The sequence below is a fragment of the Chitinophaga filiformis genome (assembly GCF_023100805.1).
Taxonomy (GTDB): domain Bacteria; phylum Bacteroidota; class Bacteroidia; order Chitinophagales; family Chitinophagaceae; genus Chitinophaga; species Chitinophaga filiformis_B.
This window is the reverse complement of sequence record NZ_CP095855.1, coordinates 6,513,942-6,533,101: the sequence shown is the minus strand read 5'-3', so window position 1 is coordinate 6,533,101 and position 19,160 is coordinate 6,513,942. Positions and strand designations below refer to the sequence as shown.

The 19,160-nt window shown below is 48.4% G+C and carries 12 protein-coding genes; 4 read left to right on the top strand and 8 right to left on the bottom strand.

What is annotated here, in order from left to right; all coding sequences use genetic code 11:
- Nucleotides 1-2: 2 nt before the first annotated feature.
- The 7 genes from MYF79_RS25335 to MYF79_RS25305 form a co-directional block, all read right to left on the bottom strand.
- Nucleotides 3-983, bottom strand: coding sequence for a fatty acid desaturase (locus MYF79_RS25335; protein WP_247810672.1), 981 nt, complete (start codon nucleotides 981-983; stop codon nucleotides 3-5).
- Nucleotides 984-1,231: 248 nt separating this feature from the next.
- Nucleotides 1,232-2,155: a PorP/SprF family type IX secretion system membrane protein gene (locus MYF79_RS25330; RefSeq protein WP_199655832.1), complete on the bottom strand. Its 924-nt coding sequence runs from the start codon at nucleotides 2,153-2,155 to the stop codon at nucleotides 1,232-1,234.
- A 20-nt stretch (nucleotides 2,156-2,175) separates the two neighbouring features.
- On the bottom strand, nucleotides 2,176-9,900 hold the full coding sequence (locus MYF79_RS25325) for an Ig-like domain-containing protein (protein WP_247810671.1): 7,725 nt from the start codon (nucleotides 9,898-9,900) through the stop codon (nucleotides 2,176-2,178).
- 9 nt (nucleotides 9,901-9,909) lie between these two features.
- Nucleotides 9,910-11,073 (bottom strand): ABC transporter substrate-binding protein, encoded by a 1,164-nt coding sequence (locus MYF79_RS25320; protein ID WP_247810669.1) that lies wholly within the window; start codon nucleotides 11,071-11,073, stop codon nucleotides 9,910-9,912.
- A 9-nt stretch (nucleotides 11,074-11,082) separates the two neighbouring features.
- On the bottom strand, nucleotides 11,083-11,679 hold the full coding sequence (locus MYF79_RS25315; protein ID WP_247810667.1) for a phage tail protein: 597 nt from the start codon (nucleotides 11,677-11,679) through the stop codon (nucleotides 11,083-11,085).
- 27 nt (nucleotides 11,680-11,706) lie between these two features.
- Nucleotides 11,707-12,897: a Gfo/Idh/MocA family protein gene (locus tag MYF79_RS25310; protein ID WP_247810666.1), complete on the bottom strand. Its 1,191-nt coding sequence runs from the start codon at nucleotides 12,895-12,897 to the stop codon at nucleotides 11,707-11,709.
- Nucleotides 12,898-13,130: 233 nt separating this feature from the next.
- Complete coding sequence (locus tag MYF79_RS25305) at nucleotides 13,131-14,423, bottom strand: right-handed parallel beta-helix repeat-containing protein (protein ID WP_247810664.1); 1,293 nt, start codon at nucleotides 14,421-14,423, stop codon at nucleotides 13,131-13,133.
- A 342-nt stretch (nucleotides 14,424-14,765) separates the two neighbouring features.
- Between MYF79_RS25305 and MYF79_RS25300 the strand changes: the two genes are divergently transcribed.
- Together MYF79_RS25300 and MYF79_RS25295 are read left to right on the top strand one after the other, a co-directional pair.
- On the top strand, nucleotides 14,766-15,227 hold the full coding sequence (locus MYF79_RS25300; protein ID WP_247810662.1) for an NUDIX domain-containing protein: 462 nt from the start codon (nucleotides 14,766-14,768) through the stop codon (nucleotides 15,225-15,227).
- Between the two features lie 117 nt (nucleotides 15,228-15,344).
- Complete coding sequence (locus MYF79_RS25295; protein WP_247810661.1) at nucleotides 15,345-15,806, top strand: YbhB/YbcL family Raf kinase inhibitor-like protein; 462 nt, start codon at nucleotides 15,345-15,347, stop codon at nucleotides 15,804-15,806.
- An 84-nt stretch (nucleotides 15,807-15,890) separates the two neighbouring features.
- Here the strand turns inward: MYF79_RS25295 and MYF79_RS25290 are convergent, their stop codons facing one another.
- The gene (locus MYF79_RS25290; protein WP_247810659.1) at nucleotides 15,891-16,421 is read right to left on the bottom strand and encodes a ferritin-like domain-containing protein; all 531 of its coding nucleotides are present in this window, start codon (nucleotides 16,419-16,421) and stop codon (nucleotides 15,891-15,893) included.
- 317 nt (nucleotides 16,422-16,738) lie between these two features.
- On the opposite strand from MYF79_RS25290, the gene MYF79_RS25285 reads away from it, so the two are divergent.
- Complete coding sequence (locus tag MYF79_RS25285; RefSeq protein ID WP_247810658.1) at nucleotides 16,739-17,407, top strand: glycoside hydrolase family 19 protein; 669 nt, start codon at nucleotides 16,739-16,741, stop codon at nucleotides 17,405-17,407.
- 284 nt (nucleotides 17,408-17,691) lie between these two features.
- Nucleotides 17,692-18,897, top strand: coding sequence for a hypothetical protein (locus MYF79_RS25280; RefSeq protein WP_247810656.1), 1,206 nt, complete (start codon nucleotides 17,692-17,694; stop codon nucleotides 18,895-18,897).
- Nucleotides 18,898-19,160: the final 263 nt, after the last annotated feature.

Genomic DNA, 19,160 nt, shown 5'->3' with positions numbered 1-19,160 from the left:
TTTTAAGCTGCTGCTGCCTCTTCCTTCGCAATTTTCACTTTTTCCTTTCTTAATACACGGGAGTAAAGTGACAATTTCGGATCAAAAATGAACTTGAAGAACAATTTGGTCCAGGACGCGTGCGACAGCAAAGTGTCGTAGAAAGCAGGCGCCTTACTTTTGATCTGTGGTAATTTATTCCATGGAATGGATGGAAAATCGTGGTGTTCGTTGTGGTATCCCACGTTGAAGGCTACGGTGTTCAGCGGGCCATAATAGCTGTAAGTTTCCTGGATGGGGTCCAGGGTCAGGTAGTGTTCCTGGATCCAGCGGGCGCCCAACGGGTGGAGGCCCACAGAGAAGAAGAAACTGATCAGCATATAAAGCAGGGCTTTAGGTCCGAAGAAAGCGACGATGGCCACGTCGAAAGCGATCTGTACGATCCAGTTCACCACGATCCAGCGGTCCAGCAGGGAAATGTTCAGCCTGGCTGTACGGCAGATCTGGAAAACGGGGAAGAACAGGAACCACAGCATTTTTTTAATTGGGTTGTTGCTTACCAGCGCAGCCTCCCAGAAATCCGGCAGGTCGGCATCCAGTTCGTGCTCTCCCTGGTGGGCATGGTGCTTCAGGTGATAACGCTGGAAGGAAACTGAACTGGGGAATATATGAGGCCAGTTTGCGATCATACCGGCGAACAAGTTCGGTGCTTTTCCTCTGAAAATAAGGCCGTGGGCAGTTTCATGGATCATTACCCACAAGGCATGGCTGATGAAAGCGCCAACGCCGTAGGCCACCAGGAAGATCAGCCACCAGGAGGCGTCGCGTAACCAGTAAGAGAGACCAACCTGTGCCGCCACCAGGCCGATGATCATAAAAATCGTATAGGGGTTTTTCCCTATAAGTTCCTTTACCTCAGGATGTTGTTTCAGGATCTGCCTTACTCTAACATGATGTGGGTTCGGCTCAGTACTCCACGTGAAGTCAGTCGGTTTGTTACTCATATTTTACAGTGTAAATCTTTGTTGAAAAGGTTTCATAGCATTCCCCGGGAGTTCCCCCCTACAGTGTTCGCATACTAATTACCTGATAATCCGTACAAATTGGCGAAAATATTTCAGAAAAGGTATAGTTTTTCAAATTCACCGGCCTAAAATTAAGATTTTTTTATAAATCTGGCCGGATGATCATGGTCACAAAAAAACGCCTGCCCGGTACGACCGGACAGGCGCTCACTTTTTATTCAATCTTACTATCTGAAAAGGTGCACGGTAGCGCCTATTTCGTAGGTGCCGTCAACATAGGTCTTGATGCCTCCCGTCTGGGTGGTATACATTGCCTGTATGCCTACCGTTTTCAGGATGTTCACACCAATACCGGCTGTTACACTTTTAGTGGTATGGTACATGGCCATTACGTTGGCCACATCATCCAGGATAGAGACATTGACGCCTGCATCCAGAATATTGTCGAAACCACGTACGCCACGATAACAGATCTTCGGCTCTATGGAAGTGATCGCTTCATTGATGGCGAACCTGTAGGAGGCGGCCGTAAAGAAGATGCCACCGCCATCTGCCTCTTTATCGTCTCCGGTGAAGAGACTTCTGACATTGGGCAGGGAGGCCTGTATGCTCAGGTTCTTGTCTGTGTAAGCCATACCGTACTCTGCTTCGAAATAATTATCCCGGCGGTTGAATGCACCTACAGAAGGGTCGTTGGGATCACCGTTCAGATTTTTATAATCGATGCGTTGTACGTTCCATGCCAGCGACAGACCGAAGTGCAGCTGCTGATCAGGATTGGTCAGCGGGAGGTGATAGGCGTAAGTGAGGGCAACACGGGTCCTGTTGATGAGGCCCGCCACATCGTTGAAGATGTGTACGCCTGTACCTACCCTGTTTCCTACGGCATAGTCGGCAGAGAAGAACTTTGTGATGGGAGCTCCCTCGATGCCATTCCACTGATTGCGGTAGGCGGCATTCAGGTGCAGCCCTTTTTCAAACCCCGCCATGGCAGGGTTTGCCAGGTACTGGTTCTGGAAGTACTGGGTGCCGGATGGCTCCAGTAAGGCCTTCGCATTACTGAGCGACTGGGCACTGGCCTGGTTGTTAATGCCAGCAGCCAATAAAAGGCTGCTGACAATGAACGCACGTATATTTAGTTTGTAGCTCATAATAAATAGTTGTTACCGGATTAATTTCTGTCCCTGATGATTGTGATATAACCTTTCGCTGTTTTAGCACCACCTTCGATCGTTAAGATGTAGTAGTAAGTGCCTTCAGCCAGCGGGCTGCCATTCATAGTACCATCCCAGTCATTGCTGTAATTCCTGCGGGTATATACCAGACGGCCTGCGCGGTCGAAGATCTTCACCTCATTGTTAGGATAGCTATCCAGGTTACGGATCACCCATTTATCGTTCTTACCATCACCATTTGGCGTCAGGAGATTTACCGCATCTACCTTGAAGTCTGCCACTACTGTAACTGTGAAGTCGGCAGTATTGGTACAGCCTGCGTCGTTGCTTGCGGTAACATGGTAAGTCGTGTTCTGCATTGGCCTTACTTCCAGTACGGCACTCTGCTGGCCACTGATGATGCCATCAGCATTATCCCACTGGTAGTGTGTACCACCCGTTGCGATGAGGTGTACAATATCTCCTTTGGAAACGCTGTTGCCTTTATCGCTGCTGATAGTTACAGCGCCCAGGGTTGCCACTTCGATATTGAAGGAGCGGCGCAGTGTATCAGTACCACCGTTTGCTGTACCACCGTTATCCTTGATGGTAACAGTTACGGTAGATGTACCGGTTGCGCTTGTCTTCAGCTGGTAAGTGACGAGACCTGCTGCGCTCACGCTCAGCTTATCGAAACTGGCCGCCTTGTCAGTGATGATAGTAAAGCCATAGGTCTGGCCTGGTTCTACCGCAGAAGCGCCTGACAGCTGGATGGTGTGTTCCTGACCGTCCGGACAGATAGTTACGTTATCTATCGCGTCGAGGGTCGGTGCCTGGTTCACCATGATCACCTGTACAGTTACCGGTACGGCAAGGCTGGTGTTCAATCCGTCGCTGACAGTGATAGTCAGGGTCACGGTGGTGCTCACCTTGCTGTTCAGTTTCGCCTGATCTGCCACCTGGATGTTACCATTGGCATCTATTGAGAAGGCGCCGTTGGAATCGTCGGATGTGATAATCCAGTTCTGGAGGATGCCTGATGCGTCGGTAGCGGTTACCTTTCCAACCTGTGTGCCTACAGCGCTTCTTTCCAGGACATCGAATGACAGACCGCCATTGATAACCGGTGCAGTTGCATCGTAAGTAACTGTCAGCGTGTTGGACGCTGTATTGCCGTTAGACACTACGTTCTGTGCCTGCGCGGCTGGCAGCTGGATAGTAACAGTACCGTCTGCGGCTGGTGTTACTGTTAATGTGTACGTGATGTTGTTTGCTGTCTGCAGGTTGCTGGCGGTACCGTTAGTCACGGTGAAGTCGCCTGCTGCCAGACCAGTTACTGCTTCGTTGAAGACAGCGGTTACTGTGAACGGCGCATTTACGCGGGCTGCAGCAGTGGTAGACAATTGTACGGATGGAGATCCTGTGTGAACAAACACGCCGGAAGTATTACCAACATTGTTCAGTGTGAGGATCGCATTATTCGTAGCGTCATCTTTAATGGTGCTGCCATTTAAGTTGAGCGTACCTACAGTGATGCCATCCAGATCCATATCCCCTTGTTGTACTGTGTAGCTGAATGACAGGCTGTTTGCGGTAGCAACAGTGTAATCAGCTCTCACAGTACCTGAGCCAAGGACAACATTAAGATAAGGAGCACCACCGGTGGTGTTGAGATTGATGTTTTCACTGAAGGATACAGTGAAGTTCAGAACATCACCTGCTTTATAGTAAGCGGCTGCAGGAACAGACACTGCATTTACTACAGGCGCGGTAGCGTCATAAGTAAAGGTGAGCGTGTTCGATGGCGTGTTACTATTGCCTCCGATGTTCACTACTGCATTCGCCGGAAGCTGTATGCTTACAGCACCGTCTGCAGTTGGTGTTACTGTTAAGGTGTAAGTGATGTTGTCTGCAGAGGATACACCGGAAACCGTACCGTTAGTAACTGAGAAGTCACTTGCGGTCAGTACTGTTACTGCTTCACTGAAGGTCGCTGTTACGGTGAACGGCGCATTGATCAGTGCGTTGGCAGTAGAAGACAGCACTACACCAGGATTGGTAGTGTTCACTCTTACCTGGGTGGTGTTACCGATGTTATTCAGTGTCAGGTCTGCATCGTTGGTAGCAGCATCTTTTATTGTGCTGCCGTTTAACACGAGTGTACCAACAGTGATGCCGTCCATATCCTGATCTCCATTTACTACAGTATAGCTGAAGTTCAGTTCTCTTGCTGAGGAAGCACCGGTGTAAGTGGCATTCACCGTCGCGGCGCCGATAGTCAGCGTGAGGTAAGGATCAGCAGCAGGTGGTATGTTCAGGTTGACGTCTTCATCGAATTTAACGGTGAAGTTCAGTACCTGACCTGCGTTGTAATACTTATCCGCCGGTACTGTTACGGAAGCAACAGCTGGTTTCGTGATATCGTAGTTGATGTTGATCGTATTGGAAGCCGTGTTGCCATTGTGTCCAATGTTCTGTGCCACATCAGCCGGGATATTGACGATCACTGCACCATCTGCAGCCGGTACAACGGATACAATGTAATGAGCATTGCTGAGAACAGTAAAGGCACCTGCGATGCCGTTTGTAATAGCAACATCGGAAGCGGTAAAGCCAGTCACGTCTTCGCTGAAGGTGATATCGACGGCGAACCATGTATTAGTGTTCGGAGCGGCTGTAGTGCTTATTGTTACTGTCGGGTGAGTGGTGTTCACTCTTACCAGGCTGGTATTACCAACATTCTGCAGTGTTAAGTCTGCGTTGTTGGTAGCCACATCTTTAATAGTGCTTCCGGCCAGGTTGAGCGCAGTCACCTGGATACCGTCCATATCCATCTCGCCGTTCTGCACAGTGTAACTGAAGTTCAGTCCATCTGTACCGTTGGCGCCGGTGTAGGCTGCATTTACCACCGTACCACCGATGTTGAGTGCCAGTGTTGGCATACCGCCGGTAGTATTGACAATCACGTTTTCATTGAAACGAACCGTGAAGTTAAGTATAGCACCTGCGTTATAGTAGTCATCAGCAGGAACTGTCACTGATGTAACCACCGGAATGGTACCATCTACAAGTACGCCGGTAGTAGGCGCTACGTTGTTCAGTGTCAGGTTGGCGTTGTTGTTGGCGGCATCTTTGATAGTTGCACCGTTTAAGGTCAGTGCATTTACAGTGATACCATCTGCATCCAGATCGCCGTTAGCCACAGTATAGGCAAATACCAGGGCATTGCTTCCTGAGGTACCTGTATAAGTAGCTTGTACCGTGGTAGCACCAATGGTGAGACCCAGGGAAGGAGTACCGCCTGTGGTATTCAGGGCAATATTCTCACTGAAATTGACAGTGAAATTGAGTACTTCACCTGCAACGTAATATTTATTGGCAGGCACTGCTACAGATGTAACCGTTGGAGCGGTAGCATCATAAACAAGGGTCAGTGTATTGGAAGCCCTGTTGCCATTATCGCCGATGTTCACCGCTGCATCTGCCGGTAAGCTGATGCTTACAGGTCCGTCGGATGTAGGCTGGAACTGCAGGGTATAATAGGTATTGTCTGAAGTAGCCAGGTTGCTGATCGTACCATTTGTTACAATGAAATCAGTCAGATCCAGGCCGGTTACGGCTTCACTGAAGGTAACGCTGACACTGAACGGTATATTGGTAGGACTGGTCCTGATGGTAGACAGGTTGACCGTCGGGTTGGTAGTATTCACCCGTACCATCGCCGTATTACCAACATTATTCAGTGTTAAGTCTGCATCGTTGGCAGCGTCGTCCTTAATAGTAGCACCGCTTAATACGAGGCTATTTATTACAATACCGTCCATGTCCATATCGCCGGTCTGTACCGTGTAACTGAAGTTCAGCCCATCAGTACCATTAAGACCCATATAGTTTGCATCGACAATAGCAGAACCGATGGTGAGACGCAGGCTAGGGGCGCCACCAGCATTACTCAGCGTGATGTTCTCGCTGAAACGAACGATAAAGTCGAGCGTTGTACCTGCTTTATAGTATCCGTTCGGCGGAACAGCAACCGCTGTAACTGTTGGAACGGTACCATCGTAAGTCTTGTTGATAGTGTTCGAAGCAGTGTTGCCATTGTCTCCGATATTTACTACTGCATCTGCTGGTAAGCTGATGCTTACAGGACCGTCGGCAGTAGGCGTAACTACTACAGTATAAGTGCTGCTATTTATAGTGGTCGGGCTGCCGACAGTCGCATTTGTTACAGTGAAATCAGCCGGATCGAAACCAGTTACAGCCTCGCTGAAGGTAGCAGTCACCGTGAACGGTGCATTTACCAGCGCAGGTGCTGTGGTAGTCAATGTTACTGATGGATGCTGTGTATTGACAAATATACCTGCGGTGCCTGGCACACCATTTAAGGTCAGTACTGCATTGTTATTGGCTACATCTTTAATTGTGCTGCCATTTAACAGTAACGCGCTTACCTGTATGCCGTTCATATCCATATCACCGTTCACTACAGTGTAGCTGAAGTTCAGCGCATCTGAGCCGGAGGTGCCGGTATAGGTGGCATTTACAGTAGAAGAACCGATGATCAGGCTCAGTGAAGGATTGCCACCGGTGGTGTTCAATGTGATGTTCTCACTGAAATGAACGGTGAAGTCCAGTGTGTTACCAGCCTTATAGAAACCGTTCGCCGGTACATCTACAGCTGTTACAGAAGGAGGCGCAACATCATAGATGCGGGACAGTGTGTTGGAAGCGCTGTTGCCGTTAGCTGCAACGTTCTCAGCCACATCTGCCGCGATGTTCAATGTCACCGTGCCGTCGGTAGCTGGTGTAACCAGTACGGTATAGGTGATATTGTCTGAAGTGGACAGGCTGCTGAGGCTTGCGTTGCTGGTAGTGATGTCTCCGATCACAAAGTTGGATACTGCTTCGCTGAAAGTGATGGTAGCCGTAAATGGCGCATTCACAATAGCCGCTGCAGCTGACGTAATGGCTACAGAAGGATGCGCTGTATTTACCAGTACGCCTGTAGTTGGCGCTACGCTGTTCAGTGTCAGGTTGGCATTATTGGTGGCCGCATCCCTGATAGTAGCACCATTTAATGTCAGTGCATTCACAGTGATACCGTCCATGTCCATATCGCCGTTTACTACGGTGTAGCTGAATGTCAGCGCGTTACTGCCGGAGGTACCGGTATAAGTTGCAGACACCGGAGTGGCGCCGATGGTGAGGCCCAGGGATGGTGTACCGCCTGTGGTGTTCAGGATGATATTCTCACTGAAATTAACTGTGAAGTCGAGTGTTTCACCTGCTCTGTGATACTTATTAGCTGGTACTGCTACAGATGTGACTGCAGGTGCGGTAGCATCATAAGTATAAGAGATGGTATTGGACGCTGTGTTTGGATTGCCGCCAATATTAACAGCTGCATTAGCTGGCAGGCTGATAGTCCTTGTGCCGTCAGAAGCAGGTGTCATCAATACGGTGTAAGTAATATTATCTGAAGTGCTCAGATTACTTACAGTCGTATTCACCACGTTGAAATCACTGACAGTCAGACCGGACACTGCTTCGCTGAAAGTAGCTGTAACAGTAAACGGCGCATTGGTCGGCATCGGTGTGACAGTCGACAGTGTTACTGACGGTATGGAGGTATTAACCCTTACCTGGGTGGTAGGATCAACGTTTTGCAATGAAGTAGATGCATCATTGCCCAGTGCATCTTTGATAAAGCCGCTGTTGTTCTGTACCAGTGGATTTACGGTGATGCCGTCCATATCCATTTCACCTGACTGTACGGTATAGCTGAATGTTAATTCATTTGTGCCGGTACCGCCGGTATAAGGTACCTGTTTAGCATCAAGACCAATGATGATATTGATGTATGGAGTACCTGCCGCGGTGGTTACATATGCTGCTTCATTGTATCTCACTTTGAAGTCGAGCGTCTGACCTGCCCTATAGTAGCCGTTTGCAGGAACGCCTACGCTGGTGATCTGCGGGCCGGTGGCATCGATAGTCCAGATATATGAGTCTGGGGTAGGGTCTATATTTCCAGCCGGATCGATCGCCCTTATCTGGACATTGTGTGGTCCGTCTGACAGACCGCTATATGTAACCGGACTTGTAACCAGATTAAATGGTCCGCCATCCAGCATTGCCTGGAAGGTGCAATTAGCTTCGTTGGCGGTGAAGGTAAAGTTGGCAGTTGTTGAAACCGTCGGATTTGCAGGAACCGCGGTGAACGACGTATTAGGGGCTACACGGTCCAGGATGATGTCATCACTATAAATAACCGTGTTACCTGCTGCGTCTTTCAGTCGCATGGACACTGTTCGTGTACCATCTGTTGACGGTAGTGTCAGTGCTTTGCTGGTTGCAAATGCTTCATCTGTAGTGTATGCACCACCATCAAGAGAGAAGGCCATCTGCAATGGCGGATTTGCATCATTGCCGGTGAGGGTCAATGTTACATTCACATTGTTGGTGTATGCAGCGCCACTGTTGATGACTATTGAACCGGTAGGTGCTGTCTTGTCGACGGTATACACGGCGCCGGTATAAGGAGCGTTGGCCACTACAGGCGAGATACCTGTACCGTTAACGTTCAGCCCGATGGTGCCGGAGCCTGTGCCGGTGTTGACAGTTACGGTATAAGTAGTACCGCTTCCTGTTACACTTGTGATAGAGGCGCCGGAGACGCCGGTTGGAACGAGGGTAAATGCGCTGGTAGTTACACCAGCAGCAGAACCGCTGAAGGTGACGGTGTAAGTGACAGATGTTGCATTGGTAGGATTCGCGGCAGCACGTACAACACTTAAAACGTTGATGTTCGGAGGAGATAGTTTAACGACCTCCGGTGCCGAACCATTACTATTTGCAAAAATATTTCCATTAGGCATGACAACCAATCCATATGGATGGGCATTGACATCATAGCTAAGTTGGTTGTAAAGTACTTGTCCTGTCTGGGTAGGATCAGTGTATTTTACTATCTGTGCGACATTAGCGGTTGACGTAGCTTCATTTACATACAGATTGTCTGAGCCATCTACAGCCAGTGCGGTAAAGCCCCTGTTTGTGGCCAGGACAGTCTGTCCAAATCCGGGAGCGGTCAGTTTAATAAGACGGCCTCCGGAATTTTCGTGGAAGTCCGTCAGGAAAATGTTGCCATGTGAGTCGGTCACAAGACCGGCGGGAAAAGTAGTTGACAGTCCGGAAGGCAAAGGGAGCCCATTCCAAACGACAAAACCATTGAGCTGTTCCGCACCGAAAGGATATCTAACCACCTGATACTGATTAGTACCAGCATCATATTCCAGTGACAACAGATTGTTTGATGGGTCTATTGCCAAAACGGAGTAGTAGTTGCCCGAATGGATAACAGTAGGACTGTTATTGGCCGGAGCCGGCAGTTTAATAATTTCCCATCCATCAGTACTATTCAGGCTTGTCACAAAGACATCACCTAAAGAGTTAATGGCAAGTCCGATGGGAGGAACGCCATTATCCTGCTGCAAATTGCTGTAGAGGATTGTGGGAGAGCCTGTTCCGTTCGTGTATTTCACCAATTCATAAGCGGTGCCGGCCGCATTGGCGCGAACGACGAACAGGTTGCCACTCTGGTCTTTAGCCATGGCAGAATACAGACTACGTCCTGTTTCCAGTGACGTCTTCGTATACTGCGCAAAGCCTGCGTGGCCAGCTAGCATGAAGAAAAGTATCAACAGGATCCTGCTGATACCTCGGGTAAATGTGTCATTCATATGAAACTGTTAAATGCAGAGAAAAGGGTTTTGCCAACCGGTCATAGATTCGTTGTGAATCACTTCAAATTCCTTCGCATCATAGCGCATTCCTGCTCCCTGATCAAGAATTAATTTGTTTATTTTATTACCAGTTGTGCTGATCTTGAGAATATTGGCTGTAGGCAGGGCAAATCCTGAAGCGGGGTAAAAGTTTTTTTGTCCTCTGGGCCCGTCTATTACACCTGCGCGGAGTTGTTGCTTTACTGTATCCCAGTCTTTTTTCTTAGCATAAGGCAACAATTCCCGCCACATCAGGCCTGCTTCATATCCCATTAATGCATAGATATTAGCAGGTTGCTGCGCAATGCTTTCGAACTTCTTTACAAATTGCTGATTCGCTTTGCTCTGGTCTTCGCGCATCCACATCATGGATGTATAAATTTCCAGGTCTATATGTTTAATATCTTCCAATACGTCATCATATGCCATTGTTTCGTTGATCAGCAGCGGGATTTTTTTATGAAAGCCGCTTTGTATCCATTTTTCAAGGAAACGTGTACCCATGCTACCAGCGAAGATGGCATGGACATATGGTGGGGGATCTTTGGCGAGCGTTGTAAAGAGCCCATCCAGCTCCATTCTTTTAGGATCACTCTCATTGTGTGGTAATACCGTCATACTTATCTGCGTACTGCCGGCTGCCGTAACGCCTTCTTTGAAGGCACTATGCAGGTGGTAACCTGCTTCATACACGGGCATGATCATATGACCGCCATCCCCGAAATGGCTATGCGCCCACTTCCCCAATGCATACTCGGATTGCCACAACTGGTGTGAAGCATAGAATACATCGGGGCTGAGGTAAGGGAAATGGGGTATGTATTCACCCATATCAAAGAAGAAAGCCGGTCGTTTCGTGTTCTCTACCAGCGGGATAATATCCGGTGCTATTTTATAGCTGATCAGGCCAGACAGTATATCCACATTGTTGAAGAAAAGCAGTTTGCGGGCAGCGTCAACAGAAGCACCAGCGCCTCCCATATGGGTATACTCTGATGTAAACTGCACTGTTCTCTGTCGCACGGGGTCTAATCCCATACCCAGCAGCCAACCTGTTACCAGGTGAGCAGAATAGGCAGGATATACACCGGAATAAGGAGTAAGGAAACCAATGGTAAGCGCTGATTGCATATAAGTTGATTAGTTACGGCTAGGATAAATACCTTCCACGCCAATGATGTAGTTCATGCCAAGGTAAGGGTTCATGATGCTGAATGGCTGGCTGCCACCTGCAATACCTATGTTCACAGTACCAGTCACGTTAGTAGTAGGCGCCAGGAAAGTTGTGTTGTCAGGCACCGCATAACCTTTGACCTGTTGTGCAGTAGGGCCAGCACCAAAAGTTGGCAATACCGCTGGTACTACAGTGCTGCTCGGCGTGTTAGTTGTTGCAGCAGCAGCAGTTGCAGCCTGCGCAACTGAAGCAGATGCAATGGTACCTGTGTGGTTATGCGCAGGCATGTTGGTGATCAGCAGGGTAGTGGTAGGCGTACCTGCCAGCTCTCCCAGGTTAATATTAGGTAATCCGGGACCTTGTCCGGTACCAAGTGGAAAACGGCCTCTGAGGTCAGGCAGAGAGAAGGTGGTCTGTCCGTTACCACCATATGTGGTACCCAGGAGGGAAAACAGTGCGGTGTTCTGAGCAATACTCAGAATCTGACCCCAACAAAACGCCCAGCTTCTAGGTGCAAAATTTCCGGCAAAAAGAATAATCGCTGCCAGTAAAGGTGTGTCCATAGATCGAGTTTTAAGGTAGTGTTTGAATTATATAATCGGGTTTCTAAACGTTGGAAATTGCACAGTTGCTCCGTTCCGTTGTGCAGAAAGTGCAGCCATCGGCGTTATAATGCTATTGGTAGCAGCCGCATATACAGACAGCTCGTTACGCTCCTGCAGCACACCTACAAATTCCTGTAAGGCCATGGCGTAACCATTACCTTCCTGTACCTGTTTGTAACGTGGCAGCTTAGCCTGCTGTGCATATTGGTTTATGTAAGGTTTGCCTGGTTCCCAGATCTGGTTAACAGGGTTATTTTCTTCCAGGTAAATGCGGTTGAAAAGATCTACCCAGGAGCCATTGCTACCGGCCACACGGAACCCCGTGGAAACAGGTTGTGTTTTTCCGGCGTCCATCTGCAGCCATACCTTTTGTCCCTGTTGGGTGCTGAGGCAAATAGCGCTGACATCTCCCGAAGTGAAGAACAAACGTGCATGACCCTTTTTAGGACATGGTTTGTTGATCACGTACTGCTGCTTTTGCTGTACTACCTGCAGGGATACATAGGTATTCTCTTTCAGGTTCAGTAGCCTGGCAACTGCTGCGGCAGGATAAACAGGGTAGGAAAGGGCTTCTTTGTCTTGTTCAGCCGCCAGTACATGAGGGCTGGCGCCGGCATGTATGGATTGCAGATCTCCGAAAACGCCTTCCTGTGCCATGTTGGTAACGGCCAGCAGGTCTGAACGGTAACTGTGCTCGTCCAGCGTAAAGTACTGGCAACGTGTCTGCTCGCTGATACGAACAATGTCCTGGTGCTCTTCAAGCGTAGTACCCATTACGGCGCCACAGGCTACATGTTTACCTGCAAGCATCGCTGCTTTGGCAATACTGTAATGCTGGTGCCAGGGGGCCGCAATAACAACGGCGTCAATGTCCTGGCGGGCGAGTAATGTCTGGTAATTGTCCCGGTAAATGTCTGGATGAGAATGACCTGCCTCGCGGAATAATTCCAGGCTCCGGTTGATTGCTGCCGGATCGGTCTCGGAAATTGCTCTTACATCCAGATCTTTGTGTTGGAGTGCTTGCTTCAGGTACTGCTGTCCCCACATGCCAGTACCAATGAAGGCGATACGAAACTTCGACCCTTTTCCTGCCGTCAGGTATGACGGGAAAAAGGTGAGTACAGGGGATAAAATAGCGGCATTCTTTAAGAAATGCCTTCTGCTCTGTATATGCATAAGGAATGATTCCTAAGTTTGGTATCTTATGACACAATAAAGTAGGCTCCAAAAAACAGATGTAAAACGTCCCCTCTAAAAGACAGAAATATTACGTTATGGTCGTAGGCTTTCAATAGATCAGGGTTAAAACTCGAATACAAAAATGCTGGGAACAAAGATATATCTCTTTTTTTTTAGTAAGCAAATATTTTTTTAATGGATATTTAACATTATATGAAAGGGTTCGTTGTTTATTTTCTCCTATAACCGGCATTTCCAATGGATGAGCCTTGTTGGGGACGATAGTACTCCGCAGTATTCACACGGGCCTCCAGCGGGGTCTGAAATTTCTTGTTTTCTTCGTTACCTGTACCTTCTATGGCGTCTCCGCCTTCCTCTACATAGACATAGTTCCTGATGTTGACACCCTGGCCTCCATTGGGTGCAATGAATGCATTGGCATTGACGATCTGCTTGCCTTTCATACCCGTGTAACCGTTAATACGCAGGCTGTTGCCCTTTGTGCAGGCTACCGTATTATTGGTAATGCGTACAATGGCATTGTCGGTTCCCCTCATACTGATACCGTCACCCTGGTTGTCTGTAAAAAGATTGTTACTGATGGTATGTGTTGCTCTGTTCTCACCCGAGCCATAAAACTGGCAGAATTCTCCCCAGCCGTCATGCACATAGTTATCATGTGTGTTGGTATTGGTCGTGCGGCCGCCAATGAGAATGCCGCCGTTATGTGCTGCATTACGTTGTGTGCCCCAATGGGTAACTTCATTATTAAAGACCTCCAGCCCGTCAATAGCAGCCGTTTGTATGCCATCCAGGCCAATATTGCTGATCACGTTATTGTAGATCTTCACGTTCTGCCATTTGGCAGGTTGTACATAGTCATGACCGGGAGTGAACTTTGACGGAGATCCATAATAGGGCTGGTTGAGCGTATGGTCCCAGTAAGTGGCGGTATGGCCAATATACATGGCCTCATTCTTTGTACCGCTGATGTTGAGGTCATGTATCTGCAGGTTGCGGGTCACCAGGCTGGGATATACGCTACCGGGATCTCCCTTCATGGGATCTGTCTTTGCTACAATGCCATTTCCGCCGTTCATGATGGTCAGGAAACAGATCTCGATATTGTCTGTCTTATTACCTATATGCAAATCATGATAGGCCTCCCTGGCAGGCTGCGTAGAGCCATTGATGACGATCATGCTCCGGTCCGACTGACTGCCGAAACGGATATAATGACAATTGGAGAATTCACAGGCAGAGGAATAACCACCTCCGTTCCAGTCAGGCTCACCGATCTTGACCACCGTATTGCGATAGTTACGGATGATGATAGGTTTGGCGGCAGTGCCGCTCATATTGAAGAAGAAGATGGACTTAAAATTACCTTTGAGGTTCAATATATCTCCCGGGCGATAGGTGTTCCTGGAATTGTCAATATTGAGCCTTCCCCGGCTGTCTGCTACGAGGGTATATTCTCTGGCAGACGCCTCGACGGTATCTGTCGGGCCGGAAAAGTGCATATTACTGCCTGGGGTTAGTCTGACTTCGGTGGAATAACTAACAACCAAATATAAAAGGGCTGCTACAATCATGCTACAATCATGAGATGTCCAAGATAGCTCAATTTTCAATGCTGCGAAGGGACTGCCATTGAAAAATCCTTATTTTCTTTTTGCCCGGTGCTTATCTGATTCACTATGAATAATATATAGGAAGGGGCATCCCATATTCCGACAAACACCGCTTTCCGGCATTGTATCTGCCGTTTTTAATGTGAAAGCCGGGGAGCGTTCTCTAATTGTTCGCGGACGATGATAAGCTCCTGGTATCCGGAACCAGAATTGCAATATGTACCTTTACGTATGGCAAAACAAAGTGCGGGCATATTACTCTACAGGAAAAAAGGCAAGCGGCTGGAAGTATTCCTCGGGCATCCGGGCGGACCTTTCTGGGCTAAGAAGGACCTGGGCAGCTGGTCGGTACCAAAAGGGGAATACCAGGAAGGAGAGGAGCCTTTACAAGCCGCTATCCGTGAGTTTGAGGAAGAGACGGGATACCGGCCTTCCGGCCATTTCATCCAGCTGGCCACCATCCGGCAAAAAGGGCATAAAACGGTACATTGCTGGGCGGTAGCGGGCGACCTGGATGCAGACAGCATCGTGAGTAACCTTTTCGAAATAGAATGGCCGCCACGTTCGGGTAAGATGAAGTCCTTCCCGGAGATTGACCGGGCGGCCTGGTTCCCCATTGACATTGCCCGGGAAAAGATCAATGAAAGGCAGGCCGGTTTTATTGATGAACTGGTGGCGCGCATTGATGAATAGTTTCTACAGGCTCCCCGGTTTTCATTCATTTATGTAGCATGTTTACCCCCGCAGAAGGGTTGTTTTTACATTTTTTCAGGTCCGCGGGGCTGGCTTGATTTTTCGGTCATTTCAGGTATGGAAAACAATGCAACAGATAGCCTCAAAATATCAAGTACTGCATTTGATCATGAAGGTGTCATTCCTTCGAAATATACCTGCGAAGGCGAAGATGTCAATCCCCCGCTGCAGATAGAAAAGATCCCTGCGGGTGCAAAGACGCTGGCCATTATCGCGGAAGATCCGGACGCGCCTAAAGGCACTTTTGATCACTGGGTAGTATGGAATATTGCGCCTACCAATCTGATCGGATGCGATACCGTTCCCGGTGTATGCGGAAAGAACGGGAGTGGTAATACCGGGTATTACGGCCCTTGTCCGCCCTCAGGATTCCACCGTTATTATTTTCACATCTATGCGCTTGATACGGAATTGGACCTTGACAGCGAAGCTGATAAAGCAGCGCTGCAACAGGCCATGCAGGGGCATGTTCTGGCAGAAGGAGTCATCATGGGGCGTTACCAGAAGCACGGTTTATAAGTCGTATGCATGCTTTAATAATAAAGGGCTGACAGGGTTGGGAAACCGTCCTGTACAGCCCATTTTTTCGTACGGAAAATGATATTAACGTGCCACGGGTTCTTCACTGGCCTGAGCATTGATCTTACTCTCTGCAATAATGGTCAGTAAGGCATCTGTTTCTTTTTCTTCTGTCAACACAGCTCTCAGCATGTCTGCCACTTCTATTTCTCCCAGTGTAGCGGCCAGTGTTACCAGGCTTCCATAGCAGGCAATTTCGTAGTGTTCTACTTTCTGCGCTGCAATGATGAGCGCTACATCTCTCTGGGCTGAGCCTTCTTCCGTCTCATCTATTACCTGCCAGCCTTCATCGAACAATCCCTGCAGGCCCATGCTGGGTTCTGCCTGTGCGGGTATACCCAGCAGGCTGAATGCGCGCTCCACTACTTTTACATGTTCCACCGTCTGCTGCCTGTGCTGGTCAAATGCCTGTATCAATTCGGTATTGCTGGCAGCACCGGTCATTGTAGACAATACATTTACCAGGTGTTGTTCAGACCAGTATATTTCCTGTAACATAGTTACGAAAAATTCCTCCAGCCTTGAGTTGGTGGAAGTGTTGGATAGTATCTGCATAATTCAAGATTTTTAATTGTTATCAGGAGCAAAAGTCCAAATACTATACCGTGAACAGGCCAGCATATATATCGTTCATTACAGCCTGTTTTGTAGAAACATGTACATAAACAGGCGATGCATTCCCTACACAGCATATAGGTTGCTTTTAACATCCGGACACTGCATCCGGAATAGCGGGGCGAAGAAAATCACGGCCCGGCTCCGGGTAAATTTGTATGTGATCAGGCTTCCAAAAAACAGGAACGCTGCCGGATTGTTAGCGGAAGAGCATGTTAAGTGTTACATTTGTAATGTTAATCTCAATACTAAGCCCTATGACAGTTACCAGCGAGCAACTGCAGGCTATTATGCCGCAGGCCGATACACGAAACATCCAGCAATACCTGCCCTATTTAAACCAGGAGATGCCTGTTTACCAGATCAATACGCCCGCAAGGGCCGCCGCCTTTCTGGCACAACTGGGCCATGAATGTGGCCAGTTCAGCGTAGTAACAGAGAACCTGAATTACCGGGCAGACCGTTTAGTAGCCGTATTTCCCAAGTATTTCCCTACCCAGGATCTTGCCCAGCGCTATGCCGGTAAACCGGACATGATCGCCAACAAGGTTTACGCCAACCGCCTGGGCAATGGCCCGGAATCCAGCGGAGACGGATGGCGGTTCAGGGGCCGCGGGCTCATCCAGCTGACCGGCAGGGCCAGTTATGACGACTGCAGCAGAGGTCTGACGGGCGATGCCGTCACTTTCCGGAATGCGCCCGACCTGCTTGCTACCCCTCAGTATGCCGTAGCCTCAGCCTGCTGGTTCTGGTCGGTATACAAAACGCTGAACCAGATAGCCGATCAGCCCGATAATTGGACAACCATGTACAAAAACAAGCTTTACAGTAAGTTCCAGTGGCTGACCATACGCATCAACGGCGGACTGAACGGATATGACGACCGCCTGGCTCTCTGGGAAAAGGCTAAAATGGTCTTAAAGTGACCAGCGCTTTACAATTAGATTACAGAGCAGGCTATGACGAAACTTTCAAAAACTGTATCTTTGCATTCTCCCATTAGATCGCTATACTACTCCCATTGAATAACTTATTGTAAAACAAACAATTGTGCCCGCTATTGATGGCGTCGCTGTATGTCTTTCCGGCATTTTACGGCGCAGTCCGCAAGCGGAAACAGGCTTTTTATACCCCGGAAGGGATGTTCGGAACCCCGAACCTGGTGTGAAGAGACTGTTTAAATGGAGAATTGATTTAATAAGATAAATATATGGATAAGCTTAAACTGAAATTACAGGAATATTATCAGCGCTGTCAGCAGCAGGAGACGCGGACTAAAGCCAGCAAGGAACACGCGGGTGGTGCAAGTGTGCTGGACATGGAGAATGATATTCTGCTGCAGTTCGGCTTGCCTGCATCCAAGCGTTTTGTGCAGATCCTGCACGATTTTGTCAGCCAGCGTGAAGTGAACGATCATCTGATTGATCATGTGAGTAAGAAATTACGTACAGCAGCCCGTAAGTACCTGCTGGCCCCGGTAGTTTCTGATATGGAGCAACTGGACCAGGCGAAGGAACAAAAGAAGAGCCCTTATGATCTGTTGCCGGAACTGGGCTACCCTGTGAACGACTATTCCGTCTTCCTGGTAGGGGAACTGTTGTATCGCCGGAACCTGGCAGCTACGGACGTGCTCGACGAGATTAAAAAAGTGCAATATGCTGATGTATGGGACGATGTATTGCTACTGAGCAGGATCGTCAATTATAATACACATGAACTTTACCACCGTCTGAAAGGACACGATCTGCGGTTCATTGATGACTTTGCACAGCATGCCGCCAAACAGCATGTTTCCAGAACAGCTAACAAAAAGGCTACACCGGCTTCGGAAGGATATACACCCAATTACCGCACAGTGAGTAAGGTACAGGTGGAAGACATCCTGTTTGACGAAAACCAGACGCCGAGCATCATTGGCAAACTAAAGTCGGGCAGCCGGTATATCCGTGTCACAATGGTCATGGAATTCTCTCAACTGAACCAGATCCTCACCAGCAGCGGTGAACTGGGAATGGAGATTAGCCATTTCATCAAGAAACTGATGGCAAACCCGCAGAAGGGAAGGCCTGCATCCATTGATGTAAGGTCTGAATTCGGCGAAGTGTTGCACCTGGACAGCTGTTACCTGGAAGTATACAAACCACAGCACCAGTCAAGGGGCAAATGGGTAGAGACAAAGGATAATTTTTACTTTGTTGAGAAGATCCTCTCCAAGAAGGAATATGATAAAAAGAGCAAAGAAGCAGAGATCAGGGAAAAGATCGAAGAATGCCTGGAACTGATCGGTGGATCCTACGGGTATTATCAGCGCATGCGCCGTCTGGGTATTACAGATGACGAAGCCAAGCTGAGAGCAGGTTTACAGGATGAGTTGTTGTTTAAATTGTCTACATTCCTGCACAAGCTGAAAGATTAGCCGAATTGACGGAGCCATCATATCATTTACAAAGGAAAAAGGTCTCGTGAAAACGAGACCTTTTTTAGTATTAGTTGGTTTTTGATTTGTTTGACCACAGTATGTTACTGACAGCCATAATGTGTAGTAATCTACATTATTCCCCCTCTAGTATTTTGGCCATGTTCCCAGGGTAGTATAATGCGTTTAAGTATAATAAATTCTGTGTGTGTTATTTAGCGTTTGGAGTTTGAGCGTTTCCTGAAGGGAACCCTTAACCCCCA